This is a genomic window from Frateuria defendens (assembly GCF_001182895.1).
GTDB lineage: Bacteria > Pseudomonadota > Gammaproteobacteria > Xanthomonadales > Rhodanobacteraceae > Frateuria_B > Frateuria_B defendens.
The window spans coordinates 1-218 of sequence record NZ_LFQR01000298.1; the positions used below are offsets into that span (position 1 = coordinate 1).

Genomic DNA, 218 nt, shown 5'->3' on the forward strand with positions numbered 1-218 from the left:
GACCTCACCCTGGCGGCGGCCACCACGACGGGCCTGCGTTTCGGCCAGACGCAGACCAGCGTGCAGGGCCTCACCCTGAGCGCGGGCCAGGACCTGAGCCTCACCGCCGGCCACGACCTCAACGCGCAGGCGGTCACGCTCAAGGCCGGCGGCAACGCGGCGCTGAGCGCGGGCAACGACCTCAACCTGTCGGCGCTCGCCACCGGCACGCGCTGGAC

At 74.3% G+C, this 218-nt stretch carries 1 protein-coding gene; it reads left to right on the forward strand.

The genetic code is table 11. The annotated features are described in order from the left end of the window. A partial coding sequence (locus tag ACH65_RS18350) for a hemagglutinin repeat-containing protein (RefSeq protein ID WP_049624088.1) occupies positions 1-218 on the forward strand: 218 nt, incomplete at both ends.